Genomic DNA, 24,415 nt, shown 5'->3' on the forward strand with positions numbered 1-24,415 from the left:
CGTGGGGATAGAGCTGAAGCAGGCCGTTACAGGCGATGTAATCAGGCTGTTCAGCGTGCATTCTTGCTTTCTCCCGTGGGATCGAGCGCTGTCACGCATCGCCTTGCGTCGGTTGCTTCGCGTACTGCTTCAGCCCTTCCTGCACGAGCGAGCCGATCGCGTTCCTGACGGCATCGTCGTCCGCCGTGTCGTACGTCGGGAGCGCGTTGACTGACAAGGATTCACCCGGCAGCCTGAATCTTTGGTCCACGTGCAGGCGCGAAATGCCGGCCGCCACGAGCACTCGCCGGGCGTACTCCGGAAAATTGTTCGTGTGGCCCATCAGTGCGTTGCAGGAGGTGAGCTTCCGTTTGATCGCCGCCATTTTCCTGGCTGCGGTGCGCAGTTCATTGAGACGAGCACCGATGTGCGAGTGATACTCGATCTCAAATGCGTAGGCGTCCTCGAACTGATCGCTGAACGAACACCGGATGCGAATGTCGCCCATGTAGGCGTCGCCGAAAGCATTGATCAGGTAGTTCCTCAACTCGATGACGATTTTGCCGAAGCCGTATTCCGAATATCCGTAGCAGTAGGCAAATGGTTCTTGCTGGGTAGCGGGAAATGACATGAAACCTCCTGAGAGAAGTGCGCCGACGCGGGATTGGCTCGGCGGAGAGGCCTTTGATGGCTGAGCTCGGGAAGGTGATATGTGACTGAGATTTTCTGGAATGCACCGGAGGTGCACCCTGATGGGCGGCGGGGCGAGGGTATCTAGATGACTAAATTCCGCAAAACTCAAATCCTTCCGGCGCGAGGGGCATTGAGCAACGGATTTGCTGAGCAGTGCGGCGCGCTAATGCATTCTCGTCAGTATGTAATCTGGCTTCGTGATCGCACAGTCGGTCAAACGGCTAACCACATCGCTGGTCGTTTGTCCTGCCGGTTGACATGAGGGAGCACTGCTAGCTTTCATTCTCATAACAAAAAGATGTGATGCGGATCATTTTGATCCGATGTTCGCGTCAATTTACGACTTGTTGACGTATCGTTAGGCGATGGTTATCCTTGCGGCCTACTGGCATTAGCTACCTACCATGTCAAACGATCGTCTTTCCGAGATGAGCCAAGCCCAGCGCGACCGGCTCGCATTCATCGAGCTGCGTCTGCGCTTTCTCGGCGAAATCCGCAGGCAGGATCTCGTAACCCGCTTCGGCATCCAGTCCGCAGCCGCAACGCGAGACCTTGGGCAATACAAGGAACTGGCGCCGCGCAACATGGAATACGACGCTAGCGGCAAGGTCTACGCATGCGCGTCTTGGTTTCGCCCGGTTTTCGATTTTCCTGCCGAGCGTGTTCTTCGATGGCTCGCCCAAGGCTACGGCGACGCTGAACCCGTCCGTTGGAAAGGGCTAGTCGCCCATGATGGAACCAGTCTGCCCGTCAGGGCCGACCTCGAAATACTTTCGGTTGTGACGCGCGCTATCCACCGTGGTGATGCTGTGGAAGTCTCCTATCGTGCGTTATCGAGTGGCCTGACAACTCGAGAGATCGTACCGATCGCGCTCGCCGACAGCGGATTACGCTGGCATGTCCGAGCATTCGACCGGCGCAGCGGTGAATTCCGCGACTTCGTGCTGGGTCGTCTTGATGACGCGCGACTGGTCACGGGTCCAATCGCCGAGCATGAGATGCCAGATCAGGATATCCAGTGGAACCGCATCACCGAACTGGAGCTTGTGCCTCATCCAGCCAACGTGCAGCACCCCGATACCATCGAGGCGGAATACGGCATGGAGGGCGGCGTACTCAAGGTTCGCACTCGCGCGGCAATGGCCGGCTATCTACTACGCCGCTGGGATGTGGACTGCACCGAGGACCACAGCCTCAAGGGCGGTGAGCATCATCTTTGGCTGCGCAATCGCCAAGCGCTATATGGCATCACTAATCTTGCCCTCGCTCCCGGCTACGGGGCATCGGGCTCCGAATGGTGATGGCGATAAAGACATCGGCAATAACTGGAAGGGGGGTGTGCCGTGCTGAAGCTTGAGCAGATCCAGAAGAATGCAACGGTCTCGGGCCTTGAGCCAGGGCAAGTCGTGCGCATCGTCACGACGGAATCCGCCGGAGACAATTCACTCACCGTCTATTACAAGACGGCAGACGGTGCGCTGCGCGAGCGGATGCTGTTTCGCACCGACGAGGTCAACTTGTCGCTCGCCGAAGCCGGGCGCCCTTGGGCATTCGATGCGCCGGGTGAGGATTTCAAGCTCGCCGCCGAGGCATACCGTATCAATCTCGCGCACCTGTTTGATCCAATGATGGCTGTCCATACCTCCAACGTGGAGCCTCTGCCTCACCAGATCACAGCAGTCTACGAGTCCATGCTGCCTCGCCAGCCGCTGCGCTATGTCTTGGCCGATGATCCGGGTGCGGGCAAGACCATCATGGCAGGCTTGCTGATCCGTGAACTGCTGATGCGCGCCGATGCGAGGCGCGTGCTGATCGTCGCTCCCGGAAGTCTGGTCGAGCAGTGGCAGGACGAAATGTTCGAGAAGTTCGGTCTGTCGTTCGAGCTGTTTTCGCGCGAGCGTGTCGAGCAGTCGCGCAGTGGCAATCCGTTTGACGATTTCGACCTGCTGGTGGCGCGTGTCGACCAGCTCGCCCGGTCCGAGGAACTTCAGGACAAACTGCGCCTGTCGCAATGGGATCTGGTCGTGGTCGACGAAGCACACAAGCTGTCGGCCAATTATTTCGGTAACAAGGTCAACAAGACCAAGCGTTTCCAGCTCGGCGAACTGCTCGGTTCTATTTCACGCCATTTCCTGCTGATGACGGCAACGCCGCACAACGGCAAGGAAGAGGATTTCCAGCTCTTCATGTCCCTGCTCGACTCGGACCGCTTCTACGGAAAATTTCGCGACGGTGCGCACAAGGTCGATGTTACGGACCTGATGCGCCGCATGGTCAAGGAAGATTTGGTCAAGTTCGACAATACGCCGTTGTTTCCTGAGCGACGCGCATATACGGTCAACTACAAACTCTCGGATGCCGAAGCGGCGCTGTACGAAGCGGTTACGGACTATGTGAAGACCCAATTCGCGAAGGCCGATCAACTCGACGGCGGTCGAAAGGGCACGGTCGGCTTCGCGCTGACTGCTCTGCAACGCAGACTTGCATCCAGTCCCGAGGCAATCTACCAGTCACTCAAGCGTCGGCGCAATAAGCTCAAGCGACGAGTGGAGGATGAGAAACTGCGCCAGCGTGGTCAATTGGCTGCGGAAACGCTGAACGGCATCAATGGTTTTCCCGAAAATATCTGGGAATCGGCCGATGATCTGCCGCCAGAGGACTACGAGAATTTCGAGGAGGAGGTCGTTGATCAAGCAACAGCTGCTCAGACCATCCAGGAGCTTGAAACCGAAATCCTCATCCTCGAAGGTCTGGAGGAGCAGGCACGCCAGGTCGTTCACTCGGGGCGGGATCGCAAGTGGGACGAACTCTCACGCCTGTTGCAGGATACGCCGGAGATGCATGATACCGACGGACGCCAGCGCAAGCTGATCATCTTCACCGAGCACCGCGACACGCTGAACTACTTGAGCGTGAAAATCCGTGGCCTGATCGGCAGTGAAGACGCCGTGGTGATGATCCATGGTGGTGTGAAACGCGAAGACCGCCGCAAGATCCAAGAGCTTTTCCGCAATGACCCGAATGTTCGTGTACTGCTGGCAACGGATGCTGCAGGCGAAGGCGTGAACCTGCAGAACGCTAATCTCATGGTCAACTATGACTTGCCGTGGAATCCGAATCGCCTCGAACAGCGCTTTGGCCGGATCCACCGTATCGGTCAGACGGAGGTCTGTCACCTTTGGAACATAGTGGCCGCCGAAACCCGCGAAGGCGACGTCTTTCAGCGGCTCTTCGAAAAGATTGAGGTTGAGCGTGCCGCACTGGGTGGCCGGGTGTTCGACATCCTCGGCGAAGTGTTCGAAGAACGAAGCCTCAAAGATCTGCTGATTGATGCAATCCGCTACGGCAACGATCCCGAGGTTCGTGCGCGACTGCTGAAGAAGGTCGAGGGTGCATTGGATACCCGACACCTGGAAGACATCATTAAGCGCAATGCGTTGTGCGAAGAGGTCATGGACGAAAAACGCCTCTTTGCAGTAAAGGAGGAAATGGAGAAGGCGGAAGCGCGCAAATTGCAGCCCTTTTTCATTCGTGCCTTCTTCAACCAAGCGTTCCGGCAGCTCGGAGGCGAGCTACGTCAGCGTGAACCCGGCCGATATGAAATCACGAATGTGCCAGCCGTCATTCGGGAACGTGACCGTCAGATTGCGGGGCGAGACCGGCGCAATGCTGATCCGGTTCTCCGGCGCTACGAGCGCGTTTGTTTCGAGAAACAATTTGTCCGGTTGACCGATCGTGCTGGTGCGCCGATGGCGAGCCTGCTGCATCCTGCGCATCCGTTAATGCAGTCGGTTACGGATCTCGTGCTCGAGCAGCATCGGAACAAACTGAAGCAGGGGGCGGTGTTGGTTGATCCGGCCGATATGGGCTTGACACCCAAGGTCATGTTCATCATTGACCATTCGGTCAGGGAGGGCGGCGATCCGTCGCGCGCGGTATCCAGACGCCTGCAGTTCGTCGAGGTCACCCCTGGTGGTCACACGATCAATGCCGGCTGGGCACCACACCTCGATCTTGAGCCACTCGCTGCGGCGGACATGCCGCTAATCCAGGATGTTCTGTCTGCACCGTGGATCGTGAAGGATCTCGAGCACACAGCGCTTGCACATGCCTCGTCTCATCTTGTGCCAGAACACTTTGATGAGGTGCGCAGTCGCCGAGAAAAATCCGTCGAGAAAACGCTCAATGCCGTTCACGAGCGGCTGGTCAAGGAAATCAATTTCTGGTCCGATCGGTATATCAAACTGCAGGATGACCTACAGGCAGGCAAGGATGTTCGTCTGACGCTGGAAAACGTGCGCCGGACAATCGACGACCTCAATGCCCGCCTCGAGTCACGGCAGAAAGAGTTGCAGGCTATGCGTCACATTGTTTCTGCGACCCCGGTGGTACTAGGCGGCGCGCTCGTGGTCCCCGCCGGACTGCTGCTGCAACGCAAAGGCGAAACGGGGTGGAGTGCTGATGCGGATGCGCGGGCGCGTGTCGAGCGGATCGCGATGGAAGCCGTGATGAGCACCGAGCGCACACTTGGTCACGACGTCATCGACGTGTCTGCTGAGAAATGCGGATGGGACATTACCAGCCTGCCGCCGGCTATCGACGGCCGTGTATCTAACTCCAGGCATATCGAAGTTAAGGGGCGAGCCAAGGGGCAAACTACGATTACGGTCACCCGCAACGAGATCCTCTATGGCTTGAACCAATCGGACAAATTTATCCTAGCGATCGTCCTTGTTGATGGTGAAACACACGAAGGGCCGTTCTACGTCACGAAGCCGTTCACGCAAGAGCCGGAATGGGCCGTGACAAGTATCACTCTCGACCTCGATCAGTTGATAACCAGAGCGGAGCGTGTCGCATGACGGACCATGTCACTGCGCACATCGGCATTAAGGATTGCGATGGCCGCTGGGAGCCCGCCAACTATGGCAACTGCTAGGGCTGCCAAACCGTAGTCAGGTGGGCGATCACTACTTTCACGCGAATCGCTTCGATGCCTCCGATGGCGTCGAACAGTGCCAGTGGTGGACGAATACAACACTGGGCGATAGAGAACACAGTTGCTCAGTCGGCGGTAGCCATTGTGATGGCAAGGCCGGCCGGGAGAAAGACGATTAAATGAATATCAAAACCCCCAAAAAACTCATCGAAGTTGCCCTGCCATTGGATGCTATCAATGACGCATGTGCGTATGAAAAGATGCCGGGCATTGGTGCTCACCCACGAGGTATCCATTTGTGGTGGGCGCGGCGTCCGCTGGCGGCTGCACGGGCTGTCATTTTTGCGCAGATGGTCAACGATCCCGGCTACCAGCAGGGCGGTGGGTTCCGTTACGGCGTCAATAAAGAAAAGGCGCAGGTCGAGCGCGAGCGGCTGTTCAAAATCATCGAAGACTTGGTTCGGTGGGAGAACACCAACAACGAGGAAGTGCTGGAGCGCGCACGTGTCGAAATCCGTCGCTCGTGGCGCGAAATCTGCGAACTGAACAAGGGTCACCCACAGGCCGCCGAACTGTTCAATCCCGACGAACTCCCCGCATTCCACGACCCCTTCGCGGGCGGCGGCGCGTTGCCGCTGGAAGCGCAGCGTTTGGGCATGGAGAGCTACGCCAGTGACCTCAATCCAGTGGCCGTCACAATCAACAAGGCCATGATTGAAATCCCGCCGCGTTTCGTGGGAGGGGTGCCAGTGGGGCCGGTGCCAGCGGATGAAAAGCAGGCAAAGCTGCACAACGACTGGAGCGGAGCGAGGGGCTTGGCCGAGGATGTGCGCCGCTATGGCGCTTGGTTGCTGTCCAGTGCTAAGAAGCAACTGGGGCAAATTTATCCTCTTGTCGAGATCACTAAAGGCGCTGTTGCGGAACGCCCAGACCTAGCGCACCTACAAGGGAAAGAACTGAAGCCAATCGCATGGCTATGGGCGCGTACAGTCAAGAGCCCAAACCCCGCATTCGCTCATGTAGATGTGCCGCTGGTTTCCAGTTTCGTTCTTTCGAACAAAGAAGGGAAAGAGGTTTACGTCCAACCCGTGATCCAGGGTGAGAGCTATCAATTCAAGGTGGTTCTTGGAAAGCCGGGGAGTGACGCAGAGAAAGGAACAAAGGTTGGGAGCAAAGGCGCGAACTTCCTATGCCTTATATCGAAGGCTCCTATCAGCGGCGCGTACATCAAATCCGAAGCCAAAGCAGGTCGCATTGGCCAGCGACTCATGGCAATTGTCGCCGAAGGCCCAAAGAGCCGTTTGTATCTCTCACCAACTGAGGAGCACGAGACCGCAGCAAAAGGCGCGATATCTCATTGGCGACCAGAGGTCGAGTTCTTTCAACAAGCACTAGGATTCCGGGTCGGAAACTATGGGATGAGCAAGTGGAGTGATCTATTCACTCCTCGTCAACTTGCCACGTTGGACTCGCTTTCCAGCCTGATCACGTCTGTAGTTGATAAGGTCAAACAGGACGCCTTGGCACAAGGCTTCCTTTGCGATGGTCGCGGCCTTGACGCCGGCGGATCGGGCGCCCTTGCCTACGCACAAGCTGTCGCAATGTATCTTGCATTTGCCGTAGATCGGTGTGCTGATTTCTCGAATACGGTCACTCGATGGGTTCCGGGGAATCAGAAAGTAATGAACCTGTTTGGCAAGCAAGCAATCGCCATGACATGGGATTTTCCGGAAGCTGCCTTGCTGGAAAACACAGTCGGCGGATTCCTCCCTGCCGCGAGCTACATCGCAGATTGTATTGAGACCCTGCCCCGATCTGGGCGGGCTGGGTTCGCGTTGCAGGAGAACGCATCAACCAATACCACCAGCGCAAGCAAAGTGGTCTCAACAGACCCACCGTACTACGACAACATTGGCTATGCTGACCTTTCAGACTTTTTCTATGTTTGGCTCAGGCGAGGCGTCAGGGAGATATTTCCCAATATCTTCGCAACGGTTGCGGTGCCGAAAGCGGAAGAACTCGTGGCTACACCAGCCAGGCACGGCGGGTCTGATGCTGCCGAAAGCTTCTTCTTGGGTGGGATGACGCGTGCTATCCAGCGTCTGGCTGATCAAGCTCATCCGGCGTTTCCGGTCACCATCTACTATGCTTTCAAGCAATCGGACACCAGCGAAGAGGCCGGCACATCAAGCTCCGGGTGGGAGACATTCCTTGCGGCTGTACTGGACGCTGGTTTCGCCATCACCGGGACGTGGCCGCTTAGAAGTGAGCAATCAAGTCGTATCAGAGGGCTAAGTTCCAACGCTCTCGCATCAAGTGTGGTCTTGGTCTGTAGAAAGCGAAACACCGCCGCAGCGACGACGAGCCGCCGTGAGTTCATTCGTGAACTCAATACCGTGCTGCCCGAGGCGCTGGATGAGATGACGCGCGGCGGCGTTAACAGCCCGGTCGCGCCCGTCGATCTGTCTCAAGCTATCATCGGCCCCGGCATGGCGATCTTCAGCCAATACGCCGCCGTGTTGGAAGCTGACGGCACGCCGATGAGTGTGCGCACCGCACTGCAGCTCATCAACCGCTTCCTCGCCGAAGACGACTTCGACCACGACACGCAATTCTGCCTGCACTGGTTCGAGCAGCACGGTTGGGCCACGGGTAAATATGGCGATGCTGATGTACTGGCTCGCGCTAAGGGCACCAGCGTTACTGGCCTACAAGCTGCTGGCGTTGTTGAGTCCGGCAAGGGTGAGCTGCGCCTTCTCAAGTGGGCTGAGATGCCACGCGACTGGTCACCCGAGACGGACACGCGCTTACCCATATGGGAAGCACTACACCAGATGATCCGTGCGTTGAACCAAGATGGTGAAAGTATCACCGGTGCGCTGCTCGCTCGCATGCCCGCGCGCGCCGAACCTATCCGCGCACTGGCATATCGCCTCTACACCCTATGCGAACGGAAAGGCTGGGCCGACGAAGCACGCGCCTACAACGAGCTAGTCACAGCCTGGAGTGCGATCGAACAAGCCGCCGGCGAAGCGGGCGTGATCAATACCCAGCGTGAACTCGATATTTGAGTGAGACCAACCATGACACTAAAACCGTGGCGCGAAATTGCTGAACCGCATTCCGATGTGCGGCAGGGGAATTTTCTGCAATCTGAATTTGCTGCTGACCTCACGCGTGTACATGCGCGCAATGCTAGCGAGGAATATCAGGACCCGGCAAAATTCTTTCAACGCACTTTCATTACGGAAGGCATGCGCCTGCTGCTCGATTCTGTGGTCCGTCGACTTGCCGGCAAAGGCGGCGATCCCGTGATTCAGCTACAGACGGCGTTCGGTGGTGGCAAGACCCACACAATGCTCGCGGTCTACCATCTGGCGAAAGGTGAGGCGCCGGCAAGTGACCTGCAGGGCGTTCCGCCGATCCTTGATGCCGTTGGCATCAATGAGTTACCCAAGGCGCACGTCGCTGTGCTTGACGGCAACCAGTCGTCGCCCAGCCAGCCCGTTATTCGAGATGGGCTGAAGATCCACACCCTATGGGGCGATTTAGCCTGGCAGCTTGGTCGCGCCGAAGGCTACGCGCTCGTCGCGGATGCAGACACGTCTGGAAAATCGCCTGGTAAGGCTGTTCTCGAACAGCTGCTCAGTCGCTATGCCCCTTGCGTGATCCTCATTGATGAGCTGGTTGCCTATATGCGTCAGTTCGATGTCGGCGAGAAGCTCACCGGCGGCACCTTCGACACGAATCTCAGTTTCATTCAAGCGTTGACCGAAGCGTTGAAGGCTGTTCCGACCGCTGTCCTGCTGGCATCGCTGCCCGAGGCGACCAGGGAGGCGGGCGGCCAGCAGGGCGAGCAAGCACTGCAAGCGCTGTCCCACTATTTCGCTCGGATTCACACTCTGTGGAAGCCGATCGCGACCGAAGAGGCCTTCGAGATCGTCCGGCGGCGCCTCTTCTCGAACATCAATAACAAGCTGGCCCAAGATCAGGTATGCAGAGCATTTGCAGACTACTACACAGCTAACCGGAATGATTTCCCACAGGAAACGCAGGACAGCAAATACTTCGAGCGCCTGGTTCGCGCGTACCCCATCCACCCCGAGGTATTTGATCGTCTCTACGAAGACTGGTCGACGCTCGATAATTTTCAGCGTACCCGAGGCGTCCTGAAACTGATGGCTACGGTCATCCATCGCCTATGGGAGAGCGGTAATAATGATCCGCTGATCATGCCTGGTAGTTTCCCCCTGATGGAAGCCAAGACGCGCAACGAGGTGCTCTACTATCTCCCGCAAGGGTGGGATCCGGTAATCGAGCGGGACGTTGACGGTGAGCGTTCGGAGCCGTGGGATCTTGAAAACCGGGATACTCGGTTTGGTAGCGTGCAGGCCTGTCGCCGTACTGCGCGCGCGATATTCCTCGGCAGTGCACCCAATACCAGCAGCCAGGGTTTGCGTGGCATCGACCTGGAACGCGTCATTCTCGGCGTTGCCACGCCGGGGGAGCCGGTCAGTCTTTTCAAGGATGCCCTGCGTCGGCTCGGTGATCGCTTGCATTACCTCAACGAGGCGAATAACCGCTTCTGGCTGGATACTCGGCCTAACCTGCGTCGAGAGATGGAGGAGCGTAAACGCCGGTTTCAGGATCGGGAAGATGTATTCCCGACCATCCGTGAACGCGTGCAGCGCAGCGTCGCCAATGGGATCTTCGGTGGCACGCACATTTTCACCAGCAGCGGTGACGTGCCCGACGACTGGGCATTGCGCCTCGTCGTCCTGCCTCCCGATGCGGCATTCAGCAAGAGCGGTCAGAGCATCGCAATCGATCGCGCGACCGAGACTCTCCGGAATCGCGGCGATCAGCCACGCTTCCGGCAGAACCGGCTGATTTTCTTGGTGGCCGATTACGACAGTGTGAGTCGACTAAAAGATCACGTGCGTTCGTATCTTGCATGGCGCAGCATCGTCAATGACTACAAGGATAACCGCATCGTTCTCGACAACCTCATGGCAAGACATGCTCAGGCGAGCCTGGACCAGGCTGAGGAAACTGTCAAACGCATGGTCCGTGAGACATATAGATGGCTGTTGGCACCTATGCAGGAGGCGCGACCGGGCAAGGGCTTGTCGGAAATCGTGTGGGAGCACTTCGCCCTGAATCCCGGTGCACAGAACTGGTCGCAGGAGATCGAACGCGTACTGAAGGACAATGAGCTGTTGATCGGCGAGTGGGCTCCGATCCATCTCGCCAGGTTGTTGCGGGACTGGTTTTGGAAGGATAACGTCAAGGACGTGAGTGCGTTGAATGTGTGGCAACAAAGCTGCCAGCAGCTCTATTTGCCCCGGCTAAAGGACGACGACGTGTTTTTCAACACGATGGCCGCTGGCGCAGAAAGCCGGGAATTTTTTGGGATTGCGCAGGGCAAGGAAGATGACCGGTATGTCGGCTTCAGCTACGGCAAGCGGACATCGCTCATCAGAGACTCGTCGTTGCTGCTGATTGAGCCGATCGCTGCTGCCGCGTACATGGAGCAATTGCGCGCAGCGGAGGAAGCTTCTCGGGCCCAGGCTGCCAGCGCTACCACTGGCGCAGCAACGACGACATCACCGGGCGAGGGCACTCCGTCGGCAACCGGGACTTCCTCGCCTGGCGCTGGAGCGGGTACCGCAAGTCAGGCCATCAACAAACGATTTTACGGCGTATTTGACCTCGATCCGATTCAGGCCAAGCGGCAGTTTGCTGATCTGGCGGACGAAGTCGTTCAGCAATTCACCGTGCGTCCCGGCGTGAATGTAACGATCACCGTCGAGGTCCAGGCTGAATCCCCCACAGGATTCGATGCCGGAATCCAGCGTGCCGTAACGGAGAACTGCACCACGCTCAAATTCAAACCCGGGAGTTTTGAACCAGAATAATCGCTGCGAATATCGTAAAGAAGCCAAGTGGCCCACGGGTATGAAACCGATAGCTGCTGGATAGACTTGGCTTTTTTCCGAAACAGCGCGTTCACGACGTCATCAGCAATCGATGCGATGACGTCGTGAATTTCGCGAATACTAATGTGCTTGGGCAACCGAGACCTGTTGCCTCAGATGGCGTGCAGGTTGCGGGCGACGTTTTTTGAGCAGGACGACCTTGTCTGGCAGGCCACAGTCGCAGGTCAGGCTTTTGTTGGGATTTCTGTTGGCACCGGAACAGTTTGGGGGCATTTCTGGGGGCATGAGGGAACAGGTATGCCGCCTGACACTGGCGGCACAGTTGCTCCGAGCTTAAAGAACTGCTTCGAGTCCTTTCCTGTCAATCAGGTTCAGCAGCTTTTGCGAAGGTCCGCTTGGCCGCTTATCGCCGATCTCCCACTTACGCACCGTCGATGAGCTGGTGTTGAGCGCGGCAGCAAGCACCGCCTGGCTCAAATGAAACCGGGCGCGCAACGCGCGAATCTTCGCGGCATCGTATTCCGGCACGGGTTCGAGGCAGAGTGCCTCGTACTTCTGCATCTTCCGCTTGTCGATAAAACCGAGGCGATGCAGATCGGCCGCCGTTTCATGAACGGCACCAAGGATCGCGCTCTTGGCTTTAGCTTTGGTCGCCATGACAAATCTCCTGTAGCGTTCCGTCGGCCACCGCAAGGTCGAGTTGGCCGGACGTTCTGGCAAGCAAATCCACAGCAAGACTCTGCAAGGCATCGAGTTCGCTGTCACTGATATTCGAGCGTTCGTTTTTCTCGAAGCCGAACACAAAGAACCAACGGGTTCCCTTGTTCGTTGCAATGAGCGTTCTGGCCCCGCCACGCTTGCCGCGCCCGGAAAGGCCGACCCGCTTCTTCACGACACCGCCCCCAAGGTCGGCATCGATCAGCCCGGCAACCATTTCCCCGACCGCCTCGCACAAGGCCGCATCCGTCAGCCCGGACTTGCGCATCCAGCGCTGGAAGTGCCGGGTTTTGAACACTCTCTTCATTTTCGTATTATGCCACTTGGTGGCATAGTTTCAAGGTTGGGTTGAATCGAATTCGATGCCAGCCTGCTCCAGCATCCACGCCTCGATGCGGGTGTGCCACTGGCGCAGCAAGTCGAGCGGTCGCCGACGGTAGTGCTTCTCAGCCAGGGCGCTAGGCTTGTGTCCCTGAATTTGAGCCACGACACCGGCCGGAACCTCCAGCCACTCGGCCAGCGTGCCGAAAGAGCGGCGCAAACCCTGTAACGTCACATGGGGTAGGCCTGCTTGTTCGATAGCAGTCCCGTGGGCATAGCGCGGTTCTTCGATGTGGCCGCTTTCCGATGCACTGCTCGGGAATACCCATGGCGACGGTTGCCAGGGCGTGCCTGCCGCTGTCATGGCCTTCCGTTGTGCGACGCTTGGTGGTGTCTCGTTGATACGCTTCAGTTCCAGCAGGAGCGATCGGAAATAGGGCGTCAGCGGGATAGTACGGGCGCCTTCGATCTTGTCGCGCAGCTTTATCTTGTTCCAGCGCAAATCGACGTTTTCCCATTGCAGCTCCGCGAGTTCTTCGCGCCGTGGACCGGTGATGAGAACCCCTTGCAGATAGGCGGAGGCCACGGGATTGGGTAAGGCGCGTACCGCCTTGAACCACGCCGGTAATTGTTCGCGTTCCAGGCAATCGCCTTCGGGCGTCTTCGTACTGGGCAGCAGGGCCGTGACTTTAGGGGACGAATAGCAGTCGTCTGGCAACAGCCCTTTGAACTTGGCTTGACCCTCGCACCAACCGGCGAAGGCCTTGAACATGCGGTAGGCGTAGGCGATGCTCGTCGGGCGTTCGGCAACCTCGTCTTCCATCCAACCGGCGATCGTATCGCCAGTCATGTTGGACAGCTTCAGCGGCATGAGCGGATACAGCGGGCCTTGGCTGGTCAGCCCCTTTCCGCGCTTCTTTTTCTCGCCGCCGGGGGCGGCCAATTTGCGGTGGTCCTCGATGTACTGCGCGCTGCGCGGGCGCTTCGTTTTCGGGGAAGGTTTCGTTTCAAGCTCGACCAGGTAAGCCGCCCATGCGTCGGCAAATGTCACGTTTTGGCGCTCGGCTTCGGCCTTTCGCGTAGCTACGGCGGCACGCTGCTCGGCTGCGTGTTCGCGCGGATCGATGCCTTCGTCAACGAGGCGCTGCAGGCGGCGCGCCTCCTCCTGTGCCTGGTCGATGTTCCAGCTTCTGGGGTCGCCTATCGTGACGCGGACGGCGTCCCCGTTGAGCTTCGCCTGGAAGATGTACGCCTTCGCCCCTGCCTTGGTTGCACGCAAGCCGAGACCGGGAGCCTTGCTATCCCAGATGAATGCCTGTGATTTGCCGGCAGGGCACTTATGCGCTTCTACGCGTCCTGCCGTGAAATTGACCTTCGCCACCGTTACCGCCCTCGGAGAGGGTTACATGGACACTCCATGTAACCGCTGTGTAACCCGATTCTCGGACTTTGAGGGCATCCATGTCAACGTAAGAAGGTGACGAATTTCCTTGTGAGCCTTATATTTACTGGGTTTGTGGCGATTTCCAGCTCTTTGATCAACGTCGATAAATATCGCATCTTGATGATTTGTAATCATCAGGTGGCGGGTTCGAGTCCTGCAGCCGCACCAAATCCGAAAAGGGGTTACGGAGTTTTCCGTAACCCCTTTTTCGTTCATGGGGCTGCGCGCCGTGATGTCGCGAGCGCTGTCGTTCCCCCCTTTTTCTTGTCACGCCCGCGTCACGCCGCATCTCTAATGTTGCACGTTCCCGCCGCGGCAGCATTGTCGCGATCGGGGTGTGCGTGATCGCATCCGACGCCGTGCCCGCGTCGCGCAGGATCACCCGGGATCTCGCTCCCGGCAGCGCATCGGCTTCGGCCTCCCATCCATTCCATTCGAAAACGTGATCGACGCCGATCGAATGCATCGCGGACGATCAGGAGACATGGACCATGTTGAGTCCGCATGAATTCTCTATGCTGCTGCGCATTGCGCGCGCGCCCGACAGTGTCGACCTCGCGAACCCGGCGTTCGCCGTGCTCGTCGAAAAGCAGCTGGTCGACGACACGCAGGTACGCGTAGACGAGATAGCGGCGCGCCCGGCGCTGACGCCGATTGGCCAGATGCTGCTTGCCCGCTTCGACGAGGCGGCCTGACGGAAAACGGAAAAGAGGAAGAAGGAGGCAAGACGCTTGCATCTGCGCGTCACGCCTTCGCCGCAGCGAAAAGCGTGACACATTGATCGCGCGCCGAACCGCTTACTGCGCGACCGGCACCGTCACGTCGCTGCCGAACCAGTGCGTCGAGATCTTCTTTAGCGTGCCGTCCTTGCGCAGCGACTCGAGCGCATCGTTGATCGCCTTCTCGAACTTCGGGTTGCCCTTGCGGAACGGGATCGCCATCTCCTGCTTGCCGCCGTTCAGCACCGCCCCCGAGCGCAGCGGCAGGTTCGACGTCTTGATCATGTACGGCAGCATCAGCCGATCGTCGAGCGTCGCCTCGATCCGACCCGCGGCGAGGTCGCGCAGCTTCTCCGGCGCGCCCGGATACGTCTGCACCTCGATGCCCGGCACGCTGCGCGCCATCTGGTCGTAGTTGGTGCCGAGCGTCACGCCGAGCTTCTTGCCCTTGAAGTCCTCGAGCGACTTGAAGTTGCGCGTGTCGTCCTTGCGCTGGATCAGTTGCGCGGCCGAGTACGTGTACGGCTCGCTGAAGTCGAGCGCTTCCTTGCGTTGCGGCGTGATCGTGACCTGGTTGACGATCACGTCGAACTTGCCGGCCTGCAGCCCCGCGATGATGCCGCTCCATTCCGTCGGGACGAACTGCGTCTTCACGCCGAGCTTGCCGGCGACCGCGTTCGCGACGTCGACGTCGAAGCCTTCGAGCTGGCCGGACGTGCCGCGCGAGTTGAACGGCGGATACGTGCCTTCGAGGCCGACCCGCAGCACGCCGGCTTTCTTCACGGAATCGAGCAGGTCGTCCGCGTGCGCGGCGACGGCCGTGAAGCCGAGGGCCGACGCGAGCAGCAGGCCCGACAGCAGGAACTTCGAACGTTTCATCGCAGATCTCCAGTGGTCAGCAGGGTGTTGTGGTGAGCGCCGGGCACCGGGCGCTGACCGGCCTCGGTGGGCCGCAATACGGGCACGTAGACACTACTCGCAACCGCGCCGCACCGGAAGTCGAATTGGCCCTGATTGCACTCGATTTCAGCGGATTGAAGGCGGCAATGCAGTGTGACGGCAACCGCTGTGCACGGCGCCTGCCTGTTCGAGCGTTCGCCGCGGGCATTCGGAATCCGCTTAAAAATAGTCTTTTAAATCAGGTCATTTTCCGATTCGGGCCGTAATTTGTCTGTAAAATCGCGCGAGCGAAATCGCTCAGCGCGCCATCCGAGGGCGCGTCAAAAGAAGAAAAGGCCGTTGCCATGAACATGCAGAACACTGTTGCCGCATTGCGCGGCGGGTTGCTTCAGCAGGACCGGCTGCTGAAGCTCGACACCCCGTTGGGGGCGAACGTGCTGACCGTGCAGCGGGCGGTCGGCCGCTCACGCATCGGGCGCGCGTACGAATTCACGCTGGACGTGCTTTCGACCGACAGCGATGTGGAACTCAAAAAACTGATCGCGCAGCCGGTCACGTTGTGGATCCAGCAGGGCGATCGCAGCTACCGGCCGGTGAATGGCTATGTGCACACCGCGCGTCGTCTGGGCGCCGACGGCGGGCTCACGACCTATCAGCTCACGTTCGCCGATTTCACCCATTTCCTGAAGTTCCGTCGCGACCAGCGGATCTGGAACGATACGACCGTCGACCAGATCATCAGCGACGTGCTGGACCAGCATCCGCAGGCGAAGGGCCATTTTCGCTTTGCGCTGTCGAAGCCGTTGCCGAACCGTTCGTACACGCGCCAGCACGACACCGACTGGCATTTCGTACATCGGCTGATGGAGAGCGAAGGCCTTTACACCATCTGGCAGCAGGCCGACGACGGCAAGTCGCATACGCTCGTGATCACCGACAACCTGCAGGCGTTTGCGCCGCTGTCGCCGCAGGCCGTGCGCTTCTATCACGGCGGCGCGGCGAGCGAAGCCGACGCGCTCACGCAATGGTCGGGCACGCGCACGCTGCAGAGCGTGGCCCGATCGACACGCACGTTCGACTACAAGAATCCGTCGCAACCGTCGAACCCGAAGGGCACGACGCTGCCGACGATGGCCGGCCAGGGTGAATTGCCCGACCAGCTCGAAGTCTACGAATACACCGGTGCGTACACCTATCTGGACCAGACGCGCGGCGACCATCTGACGAAGATCCGGATGGAGCAGTGGGAGTCGGAGGCGAAGCGCTTCCACGGCGCGGGCGGCGTGCGTGCGATCGATGCCGGCCGGCGCTTCACGCTGGCGGACCATCCCGAACACGATCGCGATCCGGCCGATCAGCGCGAATTCGCGACGATCGGCGTCGAATGGTGGATCGAGAACAACCTGCCCGTTGCCAACCGCAGTGCGGACTTCCCGTACAGCCTGCGCGATGCGCTGACGCAGGCGCAGGACGGCTATGGCGCCGACCCCGCGTTTCGCGTGCCGCACGACGACGGCTCGGTCGGCTTCTATCTCGTCGAGGTCGAAGCGCAGCGCGTCAGCGTGCCGTATCGCAGCCCGTTCGAACACGAGAAGCCGAAGATGCATCTCGAGACGGCGATCGTCGTCGGGCCGCAGGGCGAGGAAGTCTATACCGACGAGTTGAACCGGATCCGCGTGCAGTTCGTGTGGGATCGCCTGAACCCGGGTAACGAAAACGCGTCGTGCTGGGTGCGCGTCGTGCAGTCGGACACGGGTGGCGGCTACGGCGGCGTGCACGTGCCGCGCATCGGCGAGGAAGTGCTGATCGACTATGTCGGCGGCGATTGCGACCGACCGCTGGCCGTCGGGCGCGTGTACAACGGCGCGAACCAGCCGCAGTGGCATAGCGACGGGATTCTGTCAGGGTATCGGTCGAAGGAGTATTCGGGCGGCGGCTACAACCAGCTCGTGATGGACGACGCGACGGGGCAGAACCGCGTGCAGCTGATGAGCAGCAGCGCGAACAGCCTGCTGCATCTCGGCTACATCATCGACCAGAGCGGCAATTCGCGCGGGTCGTATCTCGGCAGCGGGTTCGACTTGCGCTCGGATGCGTACGGCGCGGTGCGGGCGAGCCAGGGCCTGTACGTCACGACCCATCCGAAGGCGGCGAACAGCCAGCCGCTCGACGTGAAGGAAGCGCAGCAGCAGCTCGTGACGGGCGAGAGCCTGATCGAAGCGATGTCGGACGTGAGCGAGCAGCATCAGGCGGAAAGCCTGAAGGAAGCGCACGACACGATGCGTGCGTTCACCGACGCGACGCAGGACAGTGCGTCGGGTAACGCGTCCGGCGGACGTACGGCGGGCGGCGGCACCGGCAGCGCGAACGCATTCAAGGAACCGGTGATGCTGTTCGGCAGCCCGTCGGGGATCGGGATGTCGACGCAGCAGTCGATGCACGTGGTCGCGAACGATCACGTGAACGTCGCGAGCGGGCAAAGCGTGCATGTCGCGGCGGGCAAGTCGCTGATCGGCAGCATCGGGCAGAAGCTGAGCCTGTTCGTGCAGAACGCGGGGATGAAGCTGTTCGCGGGCAAGGGCAAGGTCGAGATCCAGGCGCAGTCGGACAACGTCGAGGTGACCGCGCAGAAGGCGGTAAAGGTTGTGTCCGCAACCGACCGGATCGAGATCGCGGCCGATCAGGGCATTTTGCTGACGAGCGGCGGCGGGTATATCCGCATCAAGGACGGCAACATCGAGATTCATGCGCCGGGCGCCATCGATGTGAAGGGGGCGTCGCATACGTTCGCGGGTCCGGCGAGCATGGGGTATCCGTTGCCGAGCCCGCGGCCGGATCAGCCGGGGCAGCTCGAACTGTTTCACAAGTACGTGAACGGCGAGGCGGTGAAAGGCGGACTGTTCACGGTGAAGGACGTGAACGGCGCCGTGCTGAAGAAAGGCGCACTCGACAACAGCGGTCATACGGTTGTGAGCGGGTTGCCACCCGGCGCGGTGCGCGTCGAATTCGGGAAGGACCCACGCGAGTCGGATCAGCCGGCGAACTATTTCAAGCAGGCGAAGTGGCCGGCGGAGCCCGTGCAACCGTCGGCGGAAGCCGCGCAGGCCGCGGCGAGCGGACAGCTCGCGAGCCAGTTGCAGGGGATGGCGCCGGCCGCGACGACGGCGGCGATGGGGCTGGTGAGCGGCGGCAGCGCGGGCGCGGCCCTCGGCGGGCTCGCGAGCTCGGCATTGCCGGCTGCGGCGACCGCGTTGGGCGGAGCCGGCGTTGCGTCGGCGTTGCAGACGGCCTCGACCCTGAGCGGTGCGGCGAAGCAGGTGGCCGGGATGGTTCAGGCCGCCCGTCAGGGCGGGCTTGCCGCGCTTGCCGCGCCGGCTGCGAATGCCGCGTCGGGCGCGTTGCAGAGCGCATTGCCGGGCGTCGCCGGCATCGCGGGCAAGGGCGCCACGACCGTGGCGTCGGCCGCGGGCGCGACAGGTATGAAGCTGCCGACGAGCGGGTTTGGCGGACCGCTGAAATCCTGAGAGGGCGGCTTGTCGGCCGTCTTTAAAAAATACGAATTGAACGAAGAACGACATGGCACAACAACTTCCACCGGGCGCGGAGAAGGAACAGGCTGTTACGTGGCTCAGCGATGTTTCCGCCAAGGACGTCGCGGCGGTCGGCAACCGCTTCGACGCATGGTTGCGCCGTATCAGCGGCAATCACATCACGTTCGAGGACGTGAAGACGTTTGCCGGCGCCGTACCGATCGTCGGCAACATCATGGCGATGGTCGACGCGCTGGGTGATATTGCCGAAATCGTCGAGAAGCGCGGTGGCCAGGTGCTCGACTACATGAGCCTTGCGATCAACCTGCTCGGCATCATTCCGATTCCGCCGACACTCGCGCCGTTCCGGATGTCCGCGCGCCCGCTGCTCGCGCTCGTCCGTCACGAATTGCTGGCGACCCGCAACAATCTCGGCGCGGCGATCATCTCCGTGCTGGTCACGCATATCAATGCGACCTGCGCGACCGAGATCGAGGATTTTCTGAACAAGCTGAAGGCTGGCCTCGTCGAACTGCTCGACGGATGCGCGTCGAAAGCCGAGGAGCTCATGATCGCGCTGGCGACCGGCATGGACAAAGCGCTGCACGGACAGCTCTTCGATGCCAACGCCAATCTGAAACGCCAGCAACAGCTTGCGCAGAAGATGGCGGACAACCGGCCGTGGTACAGCCCGAGCCGGGTCGGTGACGGCATCCAGTTCGCGTACGAGGGGACCAAGGCGCTGGGGAAGAAGGTTGTCAACAAGGCGGCGGGCACGGCGGCGAAACTTGCGCCGGATGCGTGGCTCGAGCCGTTTCGCAGCACGGTGACCTTCCTTCGGACCGAGGCGCCGAAGATCGCGAAGTCGATCCGTTCGCTCGCCGGCAGCGAAGAAGGCAAGATGATGTGGCTGGTCGTGCAGCTGATCGAGGCGGTCGGGCGGGTGAAGGCACGTGCGAAGCTTCATGAGCAGACTGCGGACGTCAAGGCGAGCGGGAAAAGCCAGGCGAAGAAGACGCGCGGGCAGGAGGGGCTCGAGAAAACGGAGGGGCAGGCGCCGGCCGAAGGGCCGGGGAAGAGCACGTGCAAGGCGTGTGGGGTCGGGGCATCGCCGGCATCGATCGACTTCGCTTTCGGTGACGAAACGTTCTCCCACGTGGATTTCGACCTGCCGGGCGCCATGCCGCTCGTTTGGGAGCGTACGTATCGCTCCCGGCTGTCGGCCTATGACAACGGAGAGCTGGGCGCGCGGTGGATTACGCCGTACACGACGCGAATCGACATCAAGAACGGTCAGTGGATCTATCGCGATGTGGAAGGGCGCAGCATCGAGTATCCGGCACTGGCGGCCGGCGCGGCGCACGATGATCTGTCCGAGAATCTGACGCTGTCGCGGCTCGACGATACGTGGGTGACGATCGCATACGGCCATGACGCGCTGCATGTATACGAGCGCCGTGGCGACGCGTTCCGGCTCGCGATGCAGAAGGACCGTGCCGGCAACACGATCACGCTCGACTACGATGCGCTTGATCGCGTTGCACGCGTGATCGATGCGAGCGGCAATGTGCTCGCGTTCGAGCACGACCGGCATGGCCGGATCGTACAGATCGAGCATGTGCTCAAGGACGGTGCGCGTCGCACGCTGGCTCGCTACGAATACGATGCGAACGGCGATCTCGTGCGCGCGGTCGATCGTCATGGCAACGCGCGGACGTATCAATATCACCGCCACCTGGTGACGCGCTATACCGATCGCACGGGCCGCGGGATGACGCTCGAATGGGATGGCGCGGATGCTGAAGACAACGCAGACGCGAAATGTATTCGCGAATACGCCGACGACGGGAGTCTCGATCTTCGGCTCGCATGGAATCCGAACATCCGCCTGACCTACGTGACCGATGCCCTCGGTCAGACGACGCGGTACTACTTCAACATCCACGGCTACGTGTACCGGATCGTGTATCCGGACGGTAACCAGGAGTGGTTCCGGCGCGATGCCCACCACAATCTGGTATTGCATATCCGGCAGGATGGCAGCATCGAGCGGCGCGAATACGACGCGCGCGGCAATCTGGTTCAGCACGAACGGGCGGACGGCAGCGTTGTCGAGATGGCGTATGACGACAAGGATCAGATGATCCGGCTCGTCGATCCGAACGGGCATGTGTGGCAGCGCAAGTATGACGATGCCGGAAACCTCGTCGAGGAAATCGATCCGCTCGAGCATTCGACGAAGTACGAATACAACGACAAGGGTTTGCCGACGCAGATCATCGACGCAAAGGGCGGCTCGAAGACGATCGAGTACAACAATGCCGGGCAGATGACGAGCTATACGGACTGCTCCGGAAAGAAGACGGAGTGGCGCTACGACGACATCGGGCGTGTGATCGAGACAAAGGACGCGGCCGGCGGTGTGGCTGCCTATCGGTACGGACCGAACGGGCAGCCGACTGAAGTTCGCTCGCCTGCCGGCGTCGAGCAGCTCCAATACGATGCTGAAGGCCGCTTGCTCCGGCATACGGACCAGCTCAATCGTTCGACGCGATATGGCTACGATGCGGTCGGTCGCATTGCGAGTCGCGCCGATGCGCTCGGGCAGACGGTCGCGTATCGCTATGACCGTCTCGGGCGCTTGACCGCGTTGACCGATGCGAACTTTTCGACGTATCAGTTTCACTACGATCCTGCGGGGCGGCTGATCGAGGAAGTCGGCTTCGACGGCAAGTCGACGCGCTATCAGTACGATCCGGACAGCGGCAGTCTCGTTTCGATCGATGAAGCGGGTTGCGTGACGTCGGTCGACATCGATGTAAGCGGCCGACTGCTGAAGCGCGTCGCGGGGGAAAGCGAGGAACGGTTTGCCTACGATCCGAGCGGCAGGTTGATCGACGCGGTGAATCGGTACAGCCGCGTGCAGTTCTTCTTCGATCCAGTTGGTAATCTCGTGCGTGAACATCACGCCTACGATCTGTTCGGCGACCGGCGCAGCTACGTGTGGCATCACGAATACGACGAACTCGGCAATCGGCGGCGGACCGTTCGGCCGGACGGGCATGTGGTCGACTGGTTGATGTATGGCTCGGGACATGTGCACGGAATGTTGCTCGATGGCGAGGAGCGCGTGCAGTTCGAGCGTGACGATCTTCATCGCGAGACGGTGCGTGTGCTGTCGAGCAAGGTCGGGCAGCGCACGCACTACGATCCGGCCGGACGCGTGCTGCAGCAGACGATCCAACGGTCGACGTCACCCGCGCCGCTTGCCGAGCGGCGGTATCGCTATGACGCGGTGGGGCAGTTGTCGCGGATCGAGGACAGCCGCAAGGGCGGGACCGACTATCGATACGATCCGGTCGGACGGTTGATCGAAGCGATCAGTCCCATCGCGAAGGAACGGTTTGCATTCGATCCGGCGAGCAACATCATCGATCCGGTGCGGACCGCGGAGACGCCGGCATCGCGTCCGAGCCCGGTGCGGCCGGAAAGTACGTTGCCGGTCGAGGTGCCGAAGGTGCTCGGTAACCTGCTGAAGGCGTATGCAGGGATGCACTTCGAGTACGACGCACGCGGGAATCTGGTGCGCAAGCGTACGCCGGCGGGTGAGCAGGAATACGAGTGGGATGAGTTCAATCGCATGCTGTCTGCGCGCGTTGCCGAGACGTCGCGGCAGAGTCAGGTGCGGTATTTCTATGACGCATTCGGTCGGCGTATTGCGAAGGAGGTGAACGGCGAGCGGACGGTGTTCGGGTGGGATGGTGACACGCTGGCGTACGAGAGTGATGGCGAGCGCGGCACGCACTATCTCTACGAGCCGGGGACGTTCGTGCCGCTGGCGCAGTATGTGGCGGAGCGGGTCGAGGGGATCGCGACGCCGGAGTGGAAGAGTACCGACCGCTATGTGCCGGAGGAGGATCCGCTGCAGAAGGTGCCGGAGCGGCGGGGCAATGCGGCGGTGTTCTATTACCACTGCGATCAGATCGGTACGCCGCAGATGCTGACGGACGACGACGGCGACGTTGTGTGGGAAGCATCGTACAAGGCTTGGGGCGAAGCGCGGGAGGTGATTGAGCGGGCGTCGAAGGCGGCGGGGATTGTGGCGAGGAATCCGCTGCGGTTTCAGGGGCAACAGTTCGATGATGAGACAGGGCTCGCGTACAACCGGCATCGGTACTACGATCCAAGTTCGGGGCGTTTCGTATCGAACGATCCAATCGGTCTAGCCGGTGGCATCAACGTCTTCCAGTACGCGCCGAATCCAATCACTTGGATTGATCCACTTGGGTTGACTGGCACGTTCCCCTCGAATCCAGATGATATGACCAAAGTCCTGGGTGTCGATCCTAAGATTGGCGCGACGCCGGATGGAACGCCTCGATATACGTGGTTCCCGAACAGCAACACACGTATTCGCTATGAAAGCCATCCAGAAGGGTTGTGTCCATGTTCGCGGGGCTTCAATCCACGTCATCATGGCGCGCATTACCATGTTGAAACGAAGCCAGATGGTCTAAGCTGGGGCCAAGCCGCGCGTCGCGGGGCTATAAGCAAATCAAAACCGGATGGTTATACGCCAGGAAGTGGCACTGGCTTTACTCCGGGAGAAAATTTTCCGGGAGGGTAAAAGTGAAAGGTAGCGAAATTCTTGTCGCGGATGGTCAGATCGAAGCATTCTCTTACCAGGGGAACAGCCTGGCCGTCTCAGTTAAAACTGACCACGGAGCCTTTGATGTGATCTTCCATAGGGTCCTTGGGATGAAGGCATTTTCGCCGGAGGAGCAGGATTTGTCTCATTTGGCGGAAAGTTCCGCGAGTTCATTTCTCTCGGAAGTATGCATCGCGGTGGAGGAGCCGGTTGGTGGGTTCAGGGAGTTCAGCTTTATTTCCGCCTGGACCGACGAACCATTATTAACGGTCATTGCCGACGACGTTCAGGTTCGCAAAATGATGCTGTAGTAAGGGATTGTCTATGCTGCAACCGTCCTCTGCCGCCGCCGTGCGGAGTGGATTATAGCGAGAATGCGGGCGGAGGCGAAATTCAGCATCCGGTAGCCCAAGATATTTACGGCGCTGTTCCTAAGGATCCGCGTTCTCCATTTGCTCATGGTTGTTGTGGGGAACTCGATTCGCTTAGTTAAATTGCTGCAGGCAATAATGTCAAGTCAATTGATGCGTTGAAAGATATTGCTCAAGACGCAACATCAACAACTATTTGAAAGGATGGGATCATT

Annotated in this window: 14 protein-coding genes; 8 read left to right on the forward strand and 6 right to left on the reverse strand. The window is 59.9% G+C overall.

Annotated features, from left to right (window positions below; translation table 11 throughout):
- Positions 1-91: 91 nt before the first annotated feature.
- A complete protein-coding gene (locus GJG85_RS02285; protein ID WP_186166583.1) occupies positions 92-610 on the reverse strand; it encodes a hypothetical protein in 519 nt (172 codons plus the stop codon).
- 466 nt (positions 611-1,076) lie between these two features.
- On the opposite strand from GJG85_RS02285, the gene GJG85_RS02290 reads away from it, so the two are divergent.
- The 4 genes from GJG85_RS02290 (at position 1,077) to GJG85_RS02305 (ending at position 11,529) form a co-directional block, all read left to right on the forward strand.
- Positions 1,077-1,973: a WYL domain-containing protein gene (locus GJG85_RS02290; RefSeq protein WP_204383619.1), complete on the forward strand. Its 897-nt coding sequence runs from the start codon at positions 1,077-1,079 to the stop codon at positions 1,971-1,973.
- 42 nt (positions 1,974-2,015) lie between these two features.
- Entirely contained in the window at positions 2,016-5,534 is a 3,519-nt protein-coding gene (locus tag GJG85_RS02295; RefSeq protein ID WP_204383620.1) for a helicase-related protein, read from the forward strand.
- 256 nt (positions 5,535-5,790) lie between these two features.
- Positions 5,791-8,682: a DUF1156 domain-containing protein gene (locus GJG85_RS02300; protein ID WP_204383622.1), complete on the forward strand. Its 2,892-nt coding sequence runs from the start codon at positions 5,791-5,793 to the stop codon at positions 8,680-8,682.
- Between the two features lie 12 nt (positions 8,683-8,694).
- Entirely contained in the window at positions 8,695-11,529 is a 2,835-nt protein-coding gene (locus GJG85_RS02305) for a DUF499 domain-containing protein (RefSeq protein ID WP_204383624.1), read from the forward strand.
- A gap of 354 nt (positions 11,530-11,883) precedes the next feature.
- On the opposite strand, the gene GJG85_RS02310 is transcribed toward GJG85_RS02305, so the two are convergent.
- The 4 genes from GJG85_RS02310 to GJG85_RS02325 all read right to left on the reverse strand — a co-directional run bounded on the left by GJG85_RS02310 (position 11,884) and on the right by GJG85_RS02325 (position 14,498).
- Complete coding sequence (locus GJG85_RS02310; RefSeq protein ID WP_009906855.1) at positions 11,884-12,207, reverse strand: helix-turn-helix domain-containing protein; 324 nt, start codon at positions 12,205-12,207, stop codon at positions 11,884-11,886.
- Positions 12,191-12,574 (reverse strand): type II toxin-antitoxin system RelE/ParE family toxin, encoded by a 384-nt coding sequence (locus GJG85_RS02315; RefSeq protein ID WP_204383626.1) that lies wholly within the window; start codon positions 12,572-12,574, stop codon positions 12,191-12,193. Before GJG85_RS02315 ends, GJG85_RS02310 begins: the two co-directional genes overlap by 17 nt.
- Before the next feature lie 30 nt (positions 12,575-12,604).
- Positions 12,605-13,969, reverse strand: a complete 1,365-nt coding sequence (locus GJG85_RS02320; RefSeq protein WP_204383628.1) for an integrase family protein — start codon at positions 13,967-13,969, stop codon at positions 12,605-12,607.
- 157 nt (positions 13,970-14,126) lie between these two features.
- Positions 14,127-14,498 (reverse strand): hypothetical protein, encoded by a 372-nt coding sequence (locus tag GJG85_RS02325; RefSeq protein WP_204383630.1) that lies wholly within the window; start codon positions 14,496-14,498, stop codon positions 14,127-14,129.
- 25 nt (positions 14,499-14,523) lie between these two features.
- Here GJG85_RS02325 and GJG85_RS02330 point away from each other — a divergent pair, with 25 nt between their 5' ends.
- A complete protein-coding gene (locus GJG85_RS02330) occupies positions 14,524-14,727 on the forward strand; it encodes a hypothetical protein (protein ID WP_050013112.1) in 204 nt (67 codons plus the stop codon).
- 102 nt (positions 14,728-14,829) lie between these two features.
- Here the strand turns inward: GJG85_RS02330 and GJG85_RS02335 are convergent, their stop codons facing one another.
- Positions 14,830-15,630: a cystine ABC transporter substrate-binding protein gene (locus GJG85_RS02335; protein WP_050013111.1), complete on the reverse strand. Its 801-nt coding sequence runs from the start codon at positions 15,628-15,630 to the stop codon at positions 14,830-14,832.
- Positions 15,631-15,995: 365 nt separating this feature from the next.
- Here GJG85_RS02335 and GJG85_RS02340 point away from each other — a divergent pair, with 365 nt between their 5' ends.
- The 3 genes from GJG85_RS02340 to GJG85_RS02350 are packed head-to-tail and all read left to right on the forward strand — an operon-like array spanning position 15,996 to position 24,140.
- Positions 15,996-19,175: a type VI secretion system Vgr family protein gene (locus tag GJG85_RS02340; protein ID WP_124653564.1), complete on the forward strand. Its 3,180-nt coding sequence runs from the start codon at positions 15,996-15,998 to the stop codon at positions 19,173-19,175.
- 52 nt (positions 19,176-19,227) lie between these two features.
- On the forward strand, positions 19,228-23,808 hold the full coding sequence (locus tag GJG85_RS02345) for an RHS repeat-associated core domain-containing protein (protein ID WP_204383632.1): 4,581 nt from the start codon (positions 19,228-19,230) through the stop codon (positions 23,806-23,808).
- A gap of 2 nt (positions 23,809-23,810) precedes the next feature.
- A complete protein-coding gene (locus tag GJG85_RS02350; protein ID WP_050013109.1) occupies positions 23,811-24,140 on the forward strand; it encodes a hypothetical protein in 330 nt (109 codons plus the stop codon).
- Positions 24,141-24,415 lie beyond the last annotated feature (275 nt).

It is taken from the genome of Burkholderia sp. MS389 (assembly GCF_016899425.1).
Classification (GTDB): Bacteria; Pseudomonadota; Gammaproteobacteria; order Burkholderiales; family Burkholderiaceae; genus Burkholderia; species Burkholderia sola.